The organism is Arthrobacter sp. TmtSoilC79, assembly GCF_059739405.1.
The window spans coordinates 3478726-3494425 of the sequence record NZ_AP046051.1; the positions used below are offsets into that span (position 1 = coordinate 3478726).

Sequence of the window (15700 nt, forward strand, 5' to 3'; positions counted from 1 at the left end):
CGGGAAATAACGGATAATCAAGCGTTTGGCGGGGTTTCGGGCCGATGGATCGCAGTAGTGGCGGGCGCAGATCAACCTAAAAGCAGTTAAGTTTCCGACCCTTCATGGAAACTATCGGAGGCTGTCGGCGGCTCGGAACATCGCTGGCGGGTCATTGCTCTGCCGGGCGAACTGCTCTGCTTGGCTAGCTACCCTGCCGGGCGCACTGCCGAGTTCGTGGGGAAGCCTGCGGGATCGCGGGACCGGAACGGCGATCTGACACGCTTCCCGCGATCTCACTGGCATCCCGCACGCTTCCCGCGATCTCGCCGCCATCTCCGCACGCTTCCCGCGATCTCGCCGCCATCCCCGCACGCCCCCGTCACGCTTCCCGCGACCTCGCCGCCATCCCCGCACGCCCCCGTCACGCTTCCCGCGACCTCGCCGCCATCCCCGCACGCTTCCCGCGATCTCGCCGCCATCCCACACGCCCACCGAGGGCCAGGACGCAAAATCCATTGACACGTGACCAAAAGGTCACCTATTCTGAGGTCATGGACGCCGTGTTCAAGGCCTTGGCAGACACCACCCGCAGGGAATTGCTGGACGAGCTCTTCCGCGAGGACGGCCAGTCCGCGTCTGCCTTGGGCGCCCGGTTCGAAATGACCCGTTTCGGCATCGCCAAGCACCTCAAGCTCCTGGAGGATGCCGGACTGGTCGTCACCCGCCGTCGGGGTCGTGAAAAGCTGCACTTCCTCAACCCGGTACCCATCCGCCTCATCCACGACCGCTGGGTGAGTAAATACTCAGAACCATGGGCCGCTGCCCTCAGCGACCTCAAATCCAGATTGGAAAGTCCCATGGAAAAGATCTTCGAAATCTATATCAAGACCACCCCGGAACGGCTCTGGGAAGCCATCACCACCAGCGAGATCCGCAGCAAGTACCAGTTCGGGAACACGCTGAGCTCCGATTGGACGCCGGGCAGCCGCTTCGAAATGCGGAACCCCAAGGCCGATGCTCCGCTGGGCGAGGGCGAGAACATCGAGGTTGATCCCCCACGCCGGCTCGTCCAAACCATGCAGGCGCTGTGGGGCGAGGATGTCAAAGCCGAGGGCACCTCGCGCATCACCTGGGAGATTGAACCTGTGGGCGATTCCTGCCACCTCACGGTCACGCACGATCAGCTCCGTGAAGGCGCAAACGACCAACTCTACGGCGGCTGGCCCATGATCCTGTCCGGCCTCAAGACCTGGCTCGAGACCGGCGAAACCCTGACCACGCCCGGCTCGCTCATGTACGCGTAGCGGGCCTGAATAACAGCGGCTTAAAAGAGGACGACGACGGCGGGCCGCTGCCGCCGTCGTCGTCCCCTGTCACTCTTCCGCCAGTTACTCTTCCGCCAGTCAGGCGACAGGTTCCACTGCCCTTATCACTTCAGATTCCGTCAGCCAGGCCGCCTGCAGGGTTCCCAACAGGTGGGGCGCGAAGTCCTCGCCGATTTCCAGGACCACGCGGCAACGAGCGCCCCGCTGATCCGGCAGGCCAGCATAGAGCCCTCGGAGATCGCACACTGTCTGTCCGCGTCCCGGTCCGTCCGTAGTGTCCACCTGGACGCGGACGGTTGGTGCCGAGGCCAGCTCCACTCCCCTGACGGCGATGGCGGCGGCGAGGGGGTCGTGCATCGCAGAGCATGCCCGGCCGAAGATATCGACATAGAAGCCGAAGTAATAGCCCAGCATCTGGCCCAATGCCTGCGAGACGGGGTGCTCGTTGGCGAGCAGTTCCTGGCGGTGGTTTTCCTCCAGGACGTTGGTCATGGTGACATCCAGAGGTACCAGCGTCACGTTCCAGGCCGCCGCCAGGACCTCGGCTGCAGCTTCGGGATCGTTGGCGATGTTGGCCTCGGCCACCGGCGTAATGTTGCCCGGTGCCAGCGCCGCGCCACCCATGATGGTGACCCCGGCAACGAGTTCGGGCAGCTTGGGTTCCAGGCGCAAGGCCTGGGCAATGTTGGTCAACGGGCCAATCGCCACCAGCTGCAACTCCCCCGCGTACTGGTGCGCCAACTGGACTAGCAGTTCCGCTGCGGTAGCCTCCACCGGTTCGCGGTGGGACCGGACCAGGTCCACTCCACCGATGCCGTTGTCACCGTGGACGTGCGGGGCGCCGCCGTGGAAAGTACCAACCTGGGGATCGTGCGCCCCGATTGCCACGGGAACGTCCGGGTGGCCGGCCAGGTTCAGCAGGTCCAGGGTGTTCCGGGCACCACCGGCTGCACTGACGTTGCCGCTGACGGTGCCGATACCCACCAGGTCTGCCTTCGGAGAGGCCAGGAGGTAGGCGAGGGCCAAGGCGTCGTCAATGCCGGTATCGCAGTCGAGGAAGAAGGGTGCGGGCTGGGTCATGATGGTCTCTCGTTTCAGGTGGAGCGGGCTGCAGTTGTGAGTTGTGCGGTGGATGCAGCGTGTGGGGTTCTGCTCGGATGTCCAGTTGGGGTGCGCTAAGCGCCAAAAGCCTGGTGCCGGCGTCGTGCGTTAGATCTTTTCGCCCTTGGGGGCTGCAATAAAGAGGCTGACGATGAAAGCCAGTGCCGTGATGGACACTGAGATCCACAAGGCTGTGGAGTAACCGGCTGCAGTGCCGAGGCCCGCGAACGGTGCAACGATCACGACGCCGAGACTCGCCCCGATGCCGAACGAGGCACCGTTGATACCCGGCAAGGCAGCGGGCGCTTCCTTGGGCGAGAGCAGCACGGACAGTCCGTTGATCGCAGTAAGGAAGAAGCCGTTGTAGAAGACGCCCAGCGCGGCAATGGCGATGAGGACCGCCACTTGGTTGTGTGAGAACAGAGCAGCGACGATTGCGCAGGCGAGGCTGGTTGCCGTGCCCACGCGGACGGTCTTGATCCAGCCGCGGCGGTCGGCGATCCAGCCGGCAAGCGGAGCGGCAAAGACGCCGATGAGGGCTGCAGGAGTCAGGAACAGCAGGGCGGCAACCGACGCGGAGAGGCCAAAGCCGTTCTCCTTGTCCTGGCTGAGGAGCACCACGGTGAAGTTGATGATGGCGAAGATTCCGGCGAGGGTCAGCACGGTAGTGGCAATGACCGGCCAAACCTGGCGTGAGCGGAGATGGTGGACGGCAACAAGGGGTGTCTCGCGTTTCTTCTCGATGAGCCAGAACGCGGTGAAGGAAGCGATGCTGCCCGCGAGCAGGCCGAGCGCGGCAGGTGAGGTCCAGCCAGCCGAGGAGCCCGTGGACACGAAATAGGTGATGAAGACCAGGAACACCGACAGCGAGCCCGCACCCCACCAGTCCATCCGGCCGGGAGCGATGGCGGATTTTCCGCCGGGAACCACTTTGATGACACACACGACGGCGATCGCGGCCAGGACCAGCACGGCAACAAAGATCGACTGGAAGCCCAGGGTCTCGGCCATGAGCCCGCCGAAGTAGCCGTCCACTCCGCCAACGCCACCGTTGATGGCCGCGATGATGCCGATGGATGTTCCGAAAAGCCGGGCGGGCAGGTACTCGTTGAGCACGATGTAGGAGAGCGCAAAGATGGCGCTCGAGACGCCCTGCATGAACCGGCCAGTGACAAGCAATGGCAGCGTGGGCGCGAAAATGCACAGGACGGTTCCGACGGCCATGACAGCCAAAACCAGCAACAAAGCGTTCCGGCGGCCGATGAAGTCGCTCCACCGCCCGATCACGGGACCGGAAATTGCTCCTGCCAGGAAGAACATGGACTGAACCTGCGCCACGGCTTCAGGGGATTCGCCAAAGAAGGAACCGATGTGCGGCAGTGCCGGGGTGATCATGCTGGCGTTGAGCTGGAAGGCCAGCACGGCCAGGACCAACGTGGTGATCAGCAGCGCAGCGGCTTTGCCATGGAAGCGGCCCTCGTCCGTCTGCTCAGTTGTTGCTGCCGATGCTCCCGGGGGTTGGGTGTTCACGGGCTGCCCGTCTACTGTGTTCGGGCCTGTCGCGGTGGGGATGTTCACATCAAACTCCTTTGTCCGAGGGCGCGGGCGGCGCCACGAGATGTGAGTTGTTATACAAGCATGTATTACGAGCTTGTGCAACCTATCACAGTCATCCGGTACAGTGTCCGTAACCCATCCCAAGTGAGGCACCCTTGACCGACAACGCCGTCCAGTTCCTGTCACGACCCATCGCTGCCCAGCCGGGCCAGCCCTTGCGCGTCGCAGCCTACTCGCGCATAGCCGAAGCCATCAGGACCAAAATCCTGCCGCCCGGCTCGCTGCTGCCCACCGAGACCGAACTGGGCACCATGATGGACGTCAGCCGCACCGTGATCCGGGAAGCCCTGATGTTGCTCGAAGAAGACGGCCTCACCCGCGCACGGCGGGGTGTTGGCCGCTTTGTTGCCGACTCACTCCCCCGCATCGGAGTCGAGCACATCCGCCCCTTCGATCAACTCCTTGGCGGAACCGAGCAAGACATCCAGGTCAAACGGGTTGCGGCCATCAAGCAGCCGGCGTCCGAATTCGTGGCGCCCGGCATCGGAGTCCAGCCCGACCAGGATGTGTGGTTCTGGGAGAGCGTACTGATCCGCAATGGCGAACCCGTTGCCCACCTGCAGGAAAACGTGGCCCAGGAAATACCCGAACCCGAAGCGCTCGCCGAGGCAGCAGAAGCCCCCACGTTGTCCGCCTCAACGCTCCTCGAGGTCCTGGGCGGGCTCCCGGGCATGTCCCTCGGCCCCGGCGAATGCCAGATCAGCCTCAGCACCGCCGGCCCCAGCCGCGCAAAGCTGCTGGGACTGCGCCCCTCCGACCCCGTGCTGGTCCTCACCCAATACGTTCGCCGCAACGGCAATGCGTTCTACCTTGCCAAATGCCTCGTAGCTGCCAAGGCGGGCCACCTCTCCGTCATCCAGTCCTCCTGATTTACCTCCCCGATCTTCCGTAAAGGACCTTCCATGAGCACGTCCCTCCAGCCTGCTGCGCCCTCTTCCCTGACCGTAGTGGGCAGCATCAACCTCGACATCACTGCCACAGCCGAACGACTCCCCTCCCCCGGTGAAACCGTGGGCGGCGGAGTCCTCCGCCAGCAGCCCGGCGGCAAGGGCGCCAACCAAGCCGTTGCGGCAGCCCGGCTCGCCGGCACTTCCCGCATGGTGGGGGCAGTGGGCCAGGACGACGCCGGACTCAGCCTCATCAGCGCCATGGCAGGTGCCGGCGTCGACGTCCAGGACATCGCCCGCGTGGACGCGGCCACGGGCACCGCGCTGGTGCTGGTGGACAGCAACGGCGAGAACCAGATCGTGGTGTGCCCGGGCGCCAACGCGGACGTGAGCGTGGAAGGTATCCAGTTCGCCGACAACGAGGCCGTTCTCTGCCAGCTCGAAGTGGACCAGGACGTTGTCTTGGAAGCCGCGCGGCAGGCCAAGGGCTTCTTCGCCCTGAACGCCGCCCCTGCGGCACCGCTCATTCCTGAACTCCTGGAACGCTGCGACCTGGTGATCGTGAACGAGACGGAGTATGAGCTGATCCCCGCTCTTCATGACGCCCCGCTGGTGGCAGTGACCTACGGCGGGGATGGATCGGCCATCTTTGTCGACGGCGAACGGGTGGCCGAGGCTCCTGCCGTGCTTGTGAACGATATCGCCAACACCATCGGAGCCGGGGACGCCTTCTGCGCGGCGCTGGTCCTGGCATTCCAGTCCGGACTGGAATATGCACACGCTTTGGCTGTCGCCAATGCCGTTGGAGCGGACGCCGTCCGGGATGCCTCATCCCAGCCGGCTTTGAAGCCATTGGAGCACTACATCGAGGCGACGAAGACCGCTGCCCAGCCCGCTTGATACGCGCGGGGGGCTCCAAAAACCTGCGTGCTACGATTGCTACGGAGGCAAGCCATGACAACTATTCCGCACCGGGAACTACGCAACCAGAGCAGTAAGATTCTGGAACGCGTCAAGAATGGGGAAGTCATTGACGTCACCAACAATGGCGAGGTGACGGCCACCCTCATTCCTCCATCAGCTTCGCCATTTGAGCGACTTCTCCAAGCGGGCAGCGTCCGGCCCGCCAGTGAGTCGCCTGTGGACTTCACTCTCCTGCCTCGCGTCAGCAGCGACATGACCACAGCCGAGATCCTGGCCGATCTGCGTGGCGATCGGTGATCGCCTACGTAGACACTTCCGCCGCCATGAAGTTGGTGGTCAATGAACGAGAGTCCTCGGCCGCTGCCGCCTACTTGGTAGAGATAGCAGCCTCCGGAGGTCACCTGGTGGCCTCCATGCTCCTTTACACAGAGCTGCACTGCGCGGCCCGTCGCAGGAATATGCCGTTCGACGTTGTCAATGCCGTTTTGGCCGGCATCAATCTGGTGGACGTAACCCGCTCAGATCTCATGTATGCAGCTGCCCTTCCGGGACAACTTCGCAGCGCCGATGCCATTCATTTGGCCACAGCCATTCGGCTCCAGACCGACAAGTTGGTTGCTTATGACCATGAACTGCTCCTTGCCGCTACAGAATCAGGCCTGACCACCACGTCGCCAGGGGCGAAGCATCCGCTGACTCGCTAGTCCACAATCCGGAAGTCGCTGAACTCCCCTGTTGCTTCAGAGAGCTCAAGGTCAACATTCTCCACACGGCCGGGCGCGCGGGTGGAGTGGAGCCATGCCACGAGGTGCTCAACGTCGGAGACAGTTCCCTCGGCAACCAACTGCACAGAGCCATCGTGGTTGTTGCGGACCGTTCCCTTCAGCATGAGCTCGTCGGCTTTCCGGGCAGTCCAATAGCGGAAACCCACGCCTTGGACAACGCCGGTGATGCGGGCTGTGACGCGCTGGGCTTGGTCAGTCATGGAACCACCTTAACGAAAACCTGCCCCTGCCCGTCCCACTCACCGTTGAACTGGGAGTGGAGCGAACAAGGGCAGGTTTGATGCCGGTAAAGGAACTTAGCTGACCACGATGTCCCGGGTAGCGTGGCTGTACGTGATGGTGACCGGGCCGCCGTCGTGGTTCAACTCGTGGTTGGCGCCGTCGCGGGCACCGAACGCACCATAGTTCTCGTCCCACGAACGGTTGAGCGCGATCTTGTAGGTGTAGAAACCGGCGGGCAGTTCAGCCGTGATGGTCCATACCTGGACCAGCGGGTTGAACTCCATCTGGGCTTCGTCATACTGCGGCGCCCAATCCTCCGGAGCACCGAGGATCTTGTTGAAGTCCCCGGCAACCGCTACGGCGTCCGGCTGCGGCAGGGTTTCGACGGCGGGAGCCGCCGCTGCTTTCACCGGCGCCTTGCGTGTAGCCTTCTTCGCCGCCGGCGCCTTCTTCTGCGTGGGTGCAGACTCCGCAGCTGCAGCCTCGGTGGATGCAGACTCGGCGGGTGCAGCCTTGCCCGTGGCAGCTTTGGCCTTGGGCGCCGAGACCCTGGCGGCAGCAACCTTGGGCTCAGCCACGTCGGTCGCGGCAACTGCGGGCCCGGCTGCCTTTTTGGCTGCAGCCCGTTTGGTGGCTGCCTTTTTCGCCGCAGGCTTCACTGGCGGGGCAGTGGGAACGGCGACGTCGGACGGAACCGGAGTTCCGGCGTCGAGCGCTGCTCCAAAGGCGGCCGCATCCGGGAAGGCCACTGTGGCGCGCAAGCCGTCCTCCGGAATGGTCCAGCCAGAACGGCCTTTGACCAGCCAACCGGCCTTGACCAGCTTGGCCGACGCCGAGGTCAGGGTCTTGTGCCCGCGGGGGATCCCCCCACTGAGCAGCTCAGCCTCGTGATCATTGAAAGGTACGCGGACAATCGCTTCGGCCAGGACTTCGCCTGCGTTGAGGGTGGTCTCGGACCACACACTTTCAGCGAGGATGTCCAGTACGGCCTTCAGACGAAGGTTGGTGTTTTCGGCGGTGTTCGCGCCCATGCTTCTCCTTCAAAGGTGATTACTCTCTTTGCAGTTTGCCAATGAATTGTTAATTCCCGCGACTGCAGAACGTAAACACCGTGTGTCGTGACTGAGTGTGACATCCCCGACGCCGCAAGTGATGTACGGATCTCAGCTGGGACGCCGGCGCGCGGCTTAAGGGTGGGGTACCGAGGCTTTTACCCACTCAGTGACCTCGTCCAGCAGGACGGATTTCCGCGCGTCACTGGCGAACGAGGAACGGATGGAGTTGGCAGCCAACGTGGCCTGCTCCGGCACCGAGAATTCCAGAACCTTGGCCAGCTGCTCAAAGTTGTCGTCCACGTAGCCGCCAAAGTAGGCGGGGTCATCCGAGTTCACGCAAACATTCAGGCCAATGGCCAACATTTCGGGCAACGGGTGGTCAGCCAGCTTGTCCACTGCGCGCAGCCTGACGTTGGACAACGGGCAGACCGTCAGGGGCACCTGCTCGGCCACCAGCCGCTGGACCACCTCGGTGTCTTCCATGCAGCGGATGCCGTGGTCAATCCGCTCCACGTGAAGGACGTCCAACGCCTCGGTGATGTAGCTGGCCGGGCCTTCTTCTCCTGCGTGGGCTATCCGGCGGAGCCCGGCCTCGCCGGCGCGCTGGTACAGGCGTTCAAATTTCGACGGCGGATTACCCACCTCTGCCGAGTCCAGACCGATGCCCACGATGGGCGCGTGCATGGCAAGGAGCTGATCCAAAACCTCCAAGGCGGAATCCTCGGACATGTCCCGCAGGAATGCGGCAATGAGCAGCGTAGAGACCCCGAAGTCCTCTTCCGAGGTAGCCAAGGCGTTGGCCACTCCGTTGACGCAGGTTTCCAGGGCGACACCGCGGGAGACATGCGCTTGGGGATCCATCATAATTTCCGCGTGGCGCACTCCCCCGGCGGCAGCCCGCTCCAGGTAGGCACGCGTCATGTCGGTGAAGTCCTGCTCTGTCTGCAGCACAGCCATGTTGGCGTAGTACAGGTCCAGGAAGGACTGCAGGTCCGTGAACTGGTACTTCTCGCGCAGTTCCTCGATGTCTTGGTACGGCAACTCAATGCCGTTACGTTCGGCCAGGGCAAAGATCAGCTCTGGCTGGAGAGTCCCTTCGATGTGCAGGTGCAGTTCGGCAACCGGGGGCGCCGTGGTGACAGTTTTCTCGTCAAAAGTTTCCACCCTGCAACTCTAGGCCCCAACAATGGCACGTGTCCCGGAGCACTCAACTTGGTTCTCACGCCCGGCACCCTCAAACTGAAAGGATGCAGACTTTCCTCCCTTTCGCCGATTTCCGTGAAAGTGCCAAGGCCCTCGACACTTCCAGGCTCGGCAAGCAGCGCGTCGAAGCGCTCCAGGTCCTCCGCGCGTTGGTGATCCCGGAGTACGGTTGGCAGCAGCACCCGGCTGTCCGGATGTGGATGGGCCATGTCCCCGCGCTGACCATGTACGGCCTGGCCATGGCCGACGAATGGATGGAACGTGGGCACCCGGACAACACGCGCGCGAACATCGCCGAGTTCGCCCCGCAGGCAGCCCACCCGGACTATGCCTCCCGGATTGTCATGCCGCCGTGGCTCGGATACGAGGACCTGCACCTCAGCCACCGGTCCAAGCTGCTCAGCAAGGACCCCAAGTACTACGCACAGCTGTTCCCGGGCACGGAGGAAAAGCTGGAATACGTGTGGCCTGAGCCCAAGCACGAGTTCCACCCCGAGGACCCGGAAGAGGACCGCCTCCTGATCCTTCGATCCAATGTCGAAGACCTCCGCCCGGAGCAACTCACCGTTGTGAGCATGCCCCCGCACGGCAAGGCGAAGGCAACACCGGCCACGGACCCTGACGAGTACCAGTTTGTGTACGCCGAGGAGAAGTCCCGCCGCCAGGTGGGCGGTCCCAAGAAGCGGCCGGTTGCACCCCCGGAGAAGAAGCCCACGCGGAAGCGCCAAGCCCAGGAGCGCGCCTTCAACACCTTGCCCGGCAAGACGGAACTGGCGGTACCCTTCGACAACGGCCAGACATTCGCCGTTGGTTTGATCCAAGGCCGGCCCATCACGGTAGATGGCCGGTTTGCCCGCAACTTCGAAGTCACCAACGTGATCAAGCGCTCCGACTTCGACTACCCCGCGCTCCTGCAGGATCCCCGGGTCTTCTTCCCGGTCCCGGCGCCGGCGCTGTAGCGGCACCACCCAATAACGCACGACGGCGGCAGCCCGGGTTCTGTTCTTACCGGAACCCGGGCTGCCGCCGTCGTTCTGCGTTCTGTGTTCTGTGTTCTGTGTTCTGTGTTCTGTGTTCTGTGAGACGGTGGGTGCACGCAGCTATCGGGGAGGGCCATGGATTTCCAGCACATCATTGAACAAGTTGGCCGGTACATGGACGCGGCCGGGGTGGCGGTCATGGTGATCGGAGCGCTGGTTTCCATCCCGCTCGCGCTGCGCGGGTATCAGCCCAAACGCGCACGCGGCCTCACTCCGTTCACGCCCTACCGCTCGTACCGGCAACTGCTTGGCCGGTCCATCCTCCTGGGCCTGGAGCTTCTGGTGGCGGCCGACATCATCCGTACCGTCGCCGTCACCCCCACTTTTGAAAGCGTCGGAGTGCTGGCAATCATCGTGCTCATCCGGACCTTCCTCAGCTTCTCCCTCGAGCTGGAAATTACGGGCAAATGGCCGTGGCAGAAGGAAAAGGGCCCCGACGCCGGCGAGCCGCTACGATCGACGTCATGACCCAGCCATGGAAACCGGACATTCTTGGCGAAGGTTTTGAACAGCAAACGCTGACCCTCGACGGCGGTGCTGTCGCCACCTTGGTGCGGTACCTCGGCACTGACGGGCCTCACCCTGACGCTGAAGGTGTTGGCCTCGACGCCGACGTCCTTTATGTGCACGGCTGGTCCGACTACTTTTTCCAACGCCATGTCGCAGAGTTCTGGCACCGGGCCGGTGCCCGCTTCTACGCCCTGGATCTACACAACTACGGCCGGAGCCTAAGCCCGGACCTGGTACCGGGCTTAGTCACCAGTCTCTCCGACTATGACTCCGACATCTCAGCCGCCCTGTCTGCCATGGGCCGCACAGGCGCTGCCGGGGCTACCGGGACTACCGGGGCTACCGGGGCTACCGGGGCTACCGGGGCTACCGGCGAGGATCGGCCGCTCATTCTGTTGGGGCACTCCACCGGCGGACTTACCCTGAGCTTGTGGGCTGCCCGGCACCCCGGCATGGTTTCAGCACTGATCCTCAACAGTCCCTGGTTGGAATTCCAGGCGACCGAACTCGGCCGGCGTGCCATTGCGCCGTTGGTTGGGCTCCACGCCCGGCTCCACCCTTTGGCCCCACTGCCACCAGTAGATCCGGGCATCTATACCCGGGCAGTATCAGCCACCTTGGATGGCGAGTGGGACTACAACCTCGAATGGCGGCCAGACCGGGGCTTCCCGGTTACTCCGGCCTTCCTCGACGCCGTGTTCCGCGGCCAAGCCACCGTTGCCGCCGGTTTGGGCATCGACGCACCAGTCCTGGTATTGCTCTCGGACAAGAGCTACCTGCAGCCCAAGTGGTCCGCCGATGCGCTCACTGCCGACGTTGCCTTGAACGTGGACGCAGTGGCCCACCGGTCGTTGTCCTTGGCGGACACCGTAACTGTGAGCCGGCTGCCCAATGCCTTCCACGACATCTTCCTCTCCCCCGAGCCCATCCGGCGCGAAGCATTCACCCGGATCGGACGCTGGCTGCCTATGGCTTTGCAACCAGCGGACGCGGTGGGGTGGGACGCCAAGACAGCGGGTTTGTAGCCCACGGGCGTTTGTAGCCCACGCGCGCCGGGCAGACCCGGCCTTGTTCGTCCGACGCACCGTTGTGCGCTGTGGGGCAGGCTGTTGGGTGACAGGCGAACAAAGGCGACGAGTCGACGGCGGTTGGCCCTACTTCCCCAGCCCCGCCCGACGCAGCGCTTCTGCCATGGCCGTGTTCGCGGGTTCCGGGGCCTGCTGGGGCCTTCCTTGCCGCGAGCCGCCCTGCCCGCGATCACTCTGTCCCTGCCGCGGCGCCCCCTGACCGGACTGACCCAGCTGACCCCCGCCACGCTGACCAGGCTGACCCCCGCCACGCTGACCCGGCTGACCCCCGCCACGCTGACCAGGCTGACCCCCGCCACGCTGACCAGGCTGACCCCCGCCACGCTGACCAGGCTGTCCCCCGCCTCGCTGGCCACCTGCACGCTCGCCGACACTCTGCCCGCCCGAAGCACGCCCACCGGAGCCGCGGCCACCCGCAGAGCCGGGTTCGTCGTCGAGCCTCAAGGTCAGGGAAATACGCTTCCGTTCGGGGTCGGCTTCGAGGACCTTGACCCGGACCACCTGGCCGGACTTCACAATTTCGCGCGGGTCCGAGACGAACTTGTTGGACAACGCCGACACGTGGACAAGACCGTCCTGGTGCACCCCGACGTCCACGAACGCGCCGAACGCTGCCACGTTGGTGACGGTGCCTTCAAGGATCATGCCGGGCTTGAGGTCGGAGATCTTCTCGATTCCCTCAGAAAACGAGGCCGCCTTGAACGCGGGACGCGGATCCCGGCCCGGCTTCTCCAGCTCGGACATGATGTCCTTCACGGTGGGCAGGCCGAATGTGCCGTCCACGAATGCCTGCGGATCAAGCGCCGTGGCCGGCCCTCCTCCGGCTGCGACCAGGATTTTCCGGGCCACAGAATATGCTTCCGGGTGCACGCTGGAGGCATCCAGTGGCTCGGCACCCCCGGTGATCCGGAGGAAGCCCGCGCACTGCTCGAAAGCTTTGGCTCCCAGCCGGGGTACTTTCTTGAGGTCGCTGCGCTTGGCAAACGGACCATTCTCGTTCCGGTAGGCCACGATGTTCTCACTCAGAAGCGGTCCGACGCCGGCCACGCGGCTAAGCAGAGCCGGCGAGGCAGTGTTCACATCCACGCCCACAGCGTTGACGCAGTCTTCCACCACGGCATCCAGCGAACGGTCAAGCTTCGCTGCGGTGACATCGTGCTGGTACTGGCCCACGCCGATTGACTTCGGCTCGATCTTGACCAGCTCCGCCAGGGGATCCTGGAGTCGTCGGGCAATGGACACGGCGCCGCGGAGGGAAACGTCCATGCCTGGCAGTTCGGACGCGGCGAGCGCGGAGGCCGAATACACAGACGCTCCAGCTTCGGACACCACCAGCTTCTGGATTCCCTTGGACCCTGCAGCTTCGAGGGACTTGATGAGTTCGGTAGCCAGCTTGTCTGTTTCGCGGGAGGCTGTTCCGTTGCCGATCGCCACCAATTCCACGTTGTACTGCTTGGCGAGGCGGCCAAGGGTGGCCAGCGCCTCATCCCACTTCCTGGCAGGTGCGTGCGGGTAGATGGTGTCCGTGGTGACAACCTTGCCCGTGCCGTCCACCACGGCCACCTTCACGCCGGTCCGGAGTCCGGGGTCGAGCCCGAGGGTGGCGCGGTTCCCGGCAGGCGCGGCAAGGAGGACATCGCGCAGGTTGGCCGCGAACACACGAACAGCTTCGTCTTCAGCGTCAGCGAACATACGTCCGCGGAGGTCGGTGGTCAGCCTGTCCAGGATCCGTCCGCGCCAGGCGAGCTGGGCGGTCTGCATCAGCCAGGTATCGGCGGGCCGTCCCTGGTTGGCGACCCCAAGGCACTTGGCCACCGCGTTCTCGTACTTACCGCGGGCGGCGGCCAGGGCGTCGTCGTCGGCTGGGTCCGCCTCAGCGAGGTCCAGCTCAAGGACACCGTCCTTTTCACCACGCAACAGCGCCAGCACCCGGTGCGAAGGCATTCCGGAGGGCACTTGCGTGAACTCGAAGTAGTCCTTGAACTTCTGGCCCTCAGACTCCATGCCCTTCTTCACGCGCGACACCATGCGTCCTTGCTTCCAAAGGCGTTCGCGCAGGTCCTCGGCGAGGTCGGCGTCCTGCCCCACCCGCTCCACCAGGATGGCGCGGGCCCCTGCGAGCGCGGCGGCAGCGTCCTCGATTGAGTGCTCGGCGTTCAGGTACTTCACGGCCTCGGCGTTGGGGTCCAGTTGCGGGTTGGAGAGCAGGACGTCCGCCAGTGGTTCCAGCCCGGCTTCGCGGGCGATCTGGGCCTTGGTTCGCCGTTTGGATTTGAAGGGGAGGTAAATGTCTTCCAGCCGCGCCTTGGTGTCGGCCCCGACGACGGCGGCTTCCAGTTCCGGTGTCAGCTTGCCTTGCGCTGCTATCGCCTCGAGCACGGACTTACGCCGTTCCTCGAGCTCACGCAGGTATCTGAGCCGTTCCTCGAGGTCACGAAGCTGGGTGTCATCGAGCGTCCCGGTGACTTCCTTGCGGTAGCGGGCGATGAAGGGGACGGTGGATCCGGCGTCGAGCAGTTCCACTGCGGCTTTGACTTGCCATGCCTTGACGCCGAGTTCTTCGGCGATCTGGGCGTGGATGGCTGAGTCGGCTGACTGGTGTTGGAGATTTGAAGTCACCATGACAGTTTGCCTCACCTGGCCGACAGTTTCCGAAGGCAGGTACTCGGCGGCCCTATCCGGTCTGCGGTCTTAGTGCTGTAGTTGTATCAGGCGGGACCGCGGACAGGCTGCGATGACAGCGAAATCCGTGTGCCCCGGAGTCGGGCCGCGAGGCGTACCTTCCGGGGATGCCTCGCGGCGGCTGGTGTGTGGGCGGCGGCCGGACCTATCGGTTAGGCCAGCCGCACCGGTTCAACTGGTCAGTGGGCCATGTGCTCCTTGGCGGAAATGTGCTCCACCATTTCGCCGAGGCGCTGTTCGGCGTAGTGGTTGCGGGCAATATCGCCTTGGCTGATGATGCCAACCAGTTTGTGATCACTGATGACTGGCAGGCGACGCACCTGGTGCTCTTCCATCATGGTGACGGCCTCATCAACGTTGGCATCCGCGTCCACCCAGTAGGGCTTGCCTGTGGCCAGTTCGCTGGCCCGCACTTCGCGTGCGTCCTTACCTTCTGCCAAACACTTGACCACAATGTCGCGGTCGGTGATGAAGCCGGTGAGCTTGCCGTCGTGGCCGCAGATGGGAAGTGAACCGCAGTCCATATCCCTCATCAGCCGGGCGGCTTCCTGAAGAGTCTTGTCCTCTTCGATGCACTGGGCGTTGGTTGTCATGAATTCGCGTACGGCACTCATGGGTCCTCCTTCATCGATTGGGATTATCGACGCGCGGGGCCTCTCGGCACCGACGCCGATGATGCCAGCCTACGCTCGGAGGGTGAGCGTGGCTAGGCGAATTTGTGACCCTCCAAGGGGCCGCTTTCCGGCTGCTGTTCGGCGATGTCTTCAGCCCACAATTCGGGGTGTTCCTCTTGGAAAGTGCGCATCATATCCACGCACCGGGGATCGTTCAGGACCACCACCTCCACGCCACGTGAGCGCAAGAGGTCGAACTCGCCCGGGAAGGTTTCGGCCTCGCCAACCACCACCCTCGGGATTTTGAACTGGATGATGGTTCCGGTGCACATCGCGCACGGTGCCAAGGTGGTGTAAAGAGTGGTGTCGAGGTACGTCTTCTGACGCCCTGCCGCCCTGAGCGCAGACATCTCCCCGTGCGCAATCGGGTCGCCGTGCTGGACCCGTTCGTTGTGGCCGCTGGCCACCACCTCGCCGTTGCGGGCCAAGGCGGCTCCAATGGGGATGCCGCCCTCGCTGAGGCTCTTTTGCGCCGCTTGGTAGGCGGCTTCGAAGGCAGGGTCAAAGGCCTGGGCTGTTTCAGTCATGGGTGCAGTCTAAAGTGACTGCGCACTAAATTGTCGGCACCCGCTGATAGCTTGGCTGCAAGGGTTTGTTGACGGCGT

General features: G+C 63.9%; 16 protein-coding genes. 8 read left to right on the top strand and 8 right to left on the bottom strand.

Annotated elements, in window-relative coordinates:
• Window positions 1–533 precede the first annotated feature (533 nt).
• Window positions 534–1286 carry an ArsR/SmtB family transcription factor gene (locus AC6JA3_RS15875; RefSeq protein ID WP_223944829.1) on the top strand — a complete coding sequence of 251 codons (753 nt, stop codon included), beginning with the start codon at window positions 534–536 and terminating at the stop codon, window positions 1284–1286.
• A gap of 99 nt (window positions 1287–1385) precedes the next feature.
• Here AC6JA3_RS15875 and AC6JA3_RS15880 read toward each other — a convergent pair whose 3' ends face one another.
• A complete protein-coding gene (locus AC6JA3_RS15880; RefSeq protein WP_347781736.1) occupies window positions 1386–2387 on the bottom strand; it encodes a nucleoside hydrolase in 1002 nt (333 codons plus the stop codon).
• 129 nt (window positions 2388–2516) lie between these two features.
• The gene (locus AC6JA3_RS15885; protein ID WP_397334561.1) at window positions 2517–3986 is read right to left on the bottom strand and encodes an MFS transporter; all 1470 of its coding nucleotides are present in this window, start codon (window positions 3984–3986) and stop codon (window positions 2517–2519) included.
• 134 nt (window positions 3987–4120) lie between these two features.
• Here AC6JA3_RS15885 and AC6JA3_RS15890 point away from each other — a divergent pair, with 134 nt between their 5' ends.
• From AC6JA3_RS15890 to AC6JA3_RS15905, 4 genes are read left to right on the top strand one after another with little or no spacing between them, the layout of a single operon-like run.
• Window positions 4121–4894 (top strand): GntR family transcriptional regulator, encoded by a 774-nt coding sequence (locus AC6JA3_RS15890; RefSeq protein WP_497920304.1) that lies wholly within the window; start codon window positions 4121–4123, stop codon window positions 4892–4894.
• Window positions 4895–4927: 33 nt separating this feature from the next.
• Entirely contained in the window at window positions 4928–5812 is an 885-nt protein-coding gene (locus tag AC6JA3_RS15895) for a PfkB family carbohydrate kinase (protein WP_347781737.1), read from the top strand.
• A gap of 54 nt (window positions 5813–5866) precedes the next feature.
• Window positions 5867–6133, top strand: coding sequence for a type II toxin-antitoxin system Phd/YefM family antitoxin (locus AC6JA3_RS15900; RefSeq protein WP_026543111.1), 267 nt, complete (start codon window positions 5867–5869; stop codon window positions 6131–6133).
• Window positions 6130–6540, top strand: coding sequence for a type II toxin-antitoxin system VapC family toxin (locus AC6JA3_RS15905; protein ID WP_026543112.1), 411 nt, complete (start codon window positions 6130–6132; stop codon window positions 6538–6540). Before AC6JA3_RS15900 ends, AC6JA3_RS15905 begins: the two co-directional genes overlap by 4 nt.
• On the opposite strand, the gene AC6JA3_RS15910 is transcribed toward AC6JA3_RS15905, so the two are convergent.
• The 3 genes from AC6JA3_RS15910 to AC6JA3_RS15920 form a co-directional block, all read right to left on the bottom strand.
• Window positions 6537–6821, bottom strand: a complete 285-nt coding sequence (locus tag AC6JA3_RS15910; RefSeq protein WP_026543113.1) for an acylphosphatase — start codon at window positions 6819–6821, stop codon at window positions 6537–6539. The two genes, AC6JA3_RS15905 and AC6JA3_RS15910, sit on opposite strands and share 4 nt — an antisense overlap.
• Before the next feature lie 96 nt (window positions 6822–6917).
• Window positions 6918–7874 carry a pullulanase X25 domain-containing protein gene (locus AC6JA3_RS15915; protein ID WP_347781738.1) on the bottom strand — a complete coding sequence of 319 codons (957 nt, stop codon included), beginning with the start codon at window positions 7872–7874 and terminating at the stop codon, window positions 6918–6920.
• Window positions 7875–8030: 156 nt separating this feature from the next.
• Window positions 8031–9062 (bottom strand): adenosine deaminase, encoded by a 1032-nt coding sequence (locus AC6JA3_RS15920; protein ID WP_026543115.1) that lies wholly within the window; start codon window positions 9060–9062, stop codon window positions 8031–8033.
• Between the two features lie 83 nt (window positions 9063–9145).
• Here AC6JA3_RS15920 and AC6JA3_RS15925 point away from each other — a divergent pair, with 83 nt between their 5' ends.
• The 3 genes from AC6JA3_RS15925 (at window position 9146) to AC6JA3_RS15935 (ending at window position 11676) form a co-directional block, all read left to right on the top strand.
• The gene (locus AC6JA3_RS15925) at window positions 9146–10060 is read left to right on the top strand and encodes an MSMEG_6728 family protein (RefSeq protein ID WP_026548050.1); all 915 of its coding nucleotides are present in this window, start codon (window positions 9146–9148) and stop codon (window positions 10058–10060) included.
• A gap of 156 nt (window positions 10061–10216) precedes the next feature.
• Window positions 10217–10609: a DUF1622 domain-containing protein gene (locus AC6JA3_RS15930; RefSeq protein WP_026543117.1), complete on the top strand. Its 393-nt coding sequence runs from the start codon at window positions 10217–10219 to the stop codon at window positions 10607–10609.
• Complete coding sequence (locus AC6JA3_RS15935; protein WP_347781739.1) at window positions 10606–11676, top strand: alpha/beta hydrolase; 1071 nt, start codon at window positions 10606–10608, stop codon at window positions 11674–11676. Before AC6JA3_RS15930 ends, AC6JA3_RS15935 begins: the two co-directional genes overlap by 4 nt.
• Before the next feature lie 129 nt (window positions 11677–11805).
• Here AC6JA3_RS15935 and AC6JA3_RS15940 read toward each other — a convergent pair whose 3' ends face one another.
• From AC6JA3_RS15940 to AC6JA3_RS15950, 3 genes are all read right to left on the bottom strand, one after another.
• Window positions 11806–14361, bottom strand: a complete 2556-nt coding sequence (locus AC6JA3_RS15940) for a Tex family protein (protein WP_347781740.1) — start codon at window positions 14359–14361, stop codon at window positions 11806–11808.
• A 239-nt stretch (window positions 14362–14600) separates the two neighbouring features.
• Window positions 14601–15035, bottom strand: coding sequence for a CBS domain-containing protein (locus AC6JA3_RS15945; RefSeq protein WP_026548053.1), 435 nt, complete (start codon window positions 15033–15035; stop codon window positions 14601–14603).
• Between the two features lie 92 nt (window positions 15036–15127).
• Window positions 15128–15622 carry a nucleoside deaminase gene (locus AC6JA3_RS15950; RefSeq protein ID WP_347781741.1) on the bottom strand — a complete coding sequence of 165 codons (495 nt, stop codon included), beginning with the start codon at window positions 15620–15622 and terminating at the stop codon, window positions 15128–15130.
• Window positions 15623–15700 lie beyond the last annotated feature (78 nt).